Below are 2,585 nucleotides of genomic sequence, written 5' to 3' on the forward strand. Positions count from 1 at the left end.
GCTCTCCCCTGCGCTGACGGCGGCCGGGGGCGCTCACCCACGGGACGGCCGCCGTGCCGCACGTTCGCGCGGCCGGCGGGGACCGCGCGGCGGCAGGAGTCCGGCTCCTGGCCGGATCTCACGTACGGGTCGGACCCTCGGACCCCGGTGCCGGCAGGGCCCGGTACGGAAAGGTCCGCCCGCGCCACGGACGGCGCGTGCCCTTTCGTACGGGCGCGGGCGGGGAACTCTCCGGACCGGCGGACCGGACGGGGACGGAATCCGGACGGGACGGGATCCGGACGGGGACGGGGTGTGGCTCAGGCGTATCAGGCGAAGACGACGCAGGAGGCCGCGGGGGCGTTCAGGGAGCCCGCCCGCCGCGGCACTCCGGTGTCCGGGTCGATGTCGAACCAGGTGACATCCCCGGATCGCTCATTCGCGGCGTAGAGTCTGCGGCCCGCCGGGTCCAGCGCGAGATCGCGCGGCCAGTGCCCGCCGCAGGGCACCGTGGTGATCAGTTCCGCCCGTTCGCGGGTCGCGTCGAGAGCGAGGACGGCGATGCTGTCGTGGCCGCGGTTGGCGACCCACACATGGCGTCCGTCGCGTGAGACGACCACCTCCGACGGATAGACGGGTCCGTCGGCCCCGTCCGGCAGGACCGGAACCTCGCGTACCGCTTCCAGGACGCCCGCCACCGCGTCCCAGCGGCAGACGGTCATCGTCGGTGCCAGTTCGTTGAGTACGTAGGCGTGGGTGCCGGCCGGGTGGAAGGCGAGGTGCCGCGGGCCGCTGCCGGGGCGCAGCGCCGCCTGTGTGTGCTGGGTGAGTTCGCCCGCCGCCGTGTCCAGCGCGCAGACGCGTACGGAGTCGGTGCCGAGGTCGACCCCGAGCACCCAGCGCCCACTGGGGTCGGGCAGCACCTGGTGGGCGTGCGGGCCGCGCTGGCGGTCGGGGTGCGGGCCGGCACCCTCGTGCTGGAGGACACCGCTGGCGGCGCCCGGTTCGCCGCTGGTGCGGACGGGGAGCACGGTGAGGCTGCCCGAGCCGTAGTTGGCGGTCAGCAGATGGCCGCCGGAGACGGCGAGATGGGTGGGTCCCGCTCCGCACACCGGTACCCGGGCGCCGAGTTGCCTGGGCGCCGTCCCCCGCACGTCGAATGCGGCGACCGCCCCTTCCGAGGTCTCGGACACCGCGTAGAGGACCGGCACCCCGGCGGTGTGCGCGAGGGTGAGATAGGACGGGTCCGCCACCGCGTCGCTGGCTCCCGTCTCGGTCAGCGCACCGGTTTCGCCGTCCACCGCGGCGGCGATGATCCCTCGACCGCCGGCCGATGTGAAGGATCCGATGAATGCGCGTCCGGTGACTGCGCGTCCGGTGCTCTTGTCGCCCACAGCGATTCCCTTTCACTGATCGTTTGATGCCCCGGCCGACGTTAGCAAGGTCTAGACCAAGTGTCTTCACTCGTTCCACTCCCCGCAGGCGCGGGCCCGCGCCTCGGGGTGGTGGGCGTAGGCGGGCCGCCGCTCGGCGGTGTCGTAGGTCCGGTGGAAAACCGGGGTCGCCGAGCCGGAGATCGGGGGCACGATCCAGGACCAGTCGGCACTCACCCGCCGTCCCTGGCGCTCCTCGCGGTCGATATGGGTGAGGAAGCGGCGGGATTCGCTGTGGTGGTCGGCGAGGGTGACCCCGGCGCGGTCGAAGGAGTGCAGTACGGCACGGTTCAGTTCCACGAGGGCACGGTCCTTCCACAGCGAGCGGTCGTCGGCGGTGTCGAGGCCGAGCCGCTCGGCGACCCGGGGCAGCAGATCGTAGCGGTCGGTGTCGGCGAGGTTGCGTGCGCCGATCTCGGTACCCATGTACCAGCCGTTGAACGGAGCCGCGGCGTAACAGATCCCGCCGATCTCCAGACACATGTTGGCGATGGCGGGGACGGCGTGCCAGCGCAGTTGGAGACCTCGGTACGCGGTGTCCTCGGGATGGTCGATCGGCACCTCCAGGACGGCGTCCGGGGGCAGTTCGAAGGTGCGCGGCTTGCCGTCGGCGTCCTCGACGACCAGGGGCAGTACGTCGAAGGGGGTGCCGTCGCCGCCCGCCCAGCCGAGCCGCAGCGCCAGTTCGGTGAGTCCGGCGTTGCGCGGGTCGCCGGTGACCGTGCCGTCCGTGCCCCGGTAGCCCGCGTACCGGATGAGCTGTTCGTTCCAGATCCGGGGGCCCGGACGGTCCGGGGTGTCGGGGGCGAACACGGTGATCAGCGGGCGGATCCGGCCCCCGTTGGTGGCCTCCCGCAGATGGATCGCCGCCTCGCGCGCGACGGACTCGGCGTCATGGACGCGGCGGCGGTCACGGACCCGCAGAGAACGCCAGTAGAGGCGGCCGATACAGCGGTTGCTGTTGCGCCAGGCGACCCTGGCGCCATAGGTGAGTTCGGCCGTGGTGTGACGGTAGGTGCCGGTCTCTTTGATCTCCGCGCGTACGGCGGCGAGGCGCGCGGCCGGGTCACCGGCGTGCTCCTCGTCATGGTGCAGGCGTATGAACTCCTCGGCCTCCGCGTACATCTCACCGCCTCCGGGCCGGACCCCGGACGCCTGCTCCGCCGGGCAGGG

The 2,585-nt window shown here is 72.7% G+C and carries 2 protein-coding genes; both read right to left on the reverse strand.

The features are described from left to right. Window positions 1-308: 308 nt before the first annotated feature. On the reverse strand, window positions 309-1,373 hold the full coding sequence (locus tag ACWF94_RS38390) for a lactonase family protein (protein ID WP_453499583.1): 1,065 nt from the start codon (window positions 1,371-1,373) through the stop codon (window positions 309-311). A gap of 66 nt (window positions 1,374-1,439) precedes the next feature. Next, window positions 1,440-2,585 (reverse strand): nitric oxide synthase oxygenase (locus ACWF94_RS38395; protein WP_453499585.1); only part of this gene is annotated, 1,146 nt, incomplete at its 5' end.

The sequence above is a fragment of the Streptomyces sp. NPDC055078 genome (assembly GCF_053607985.1).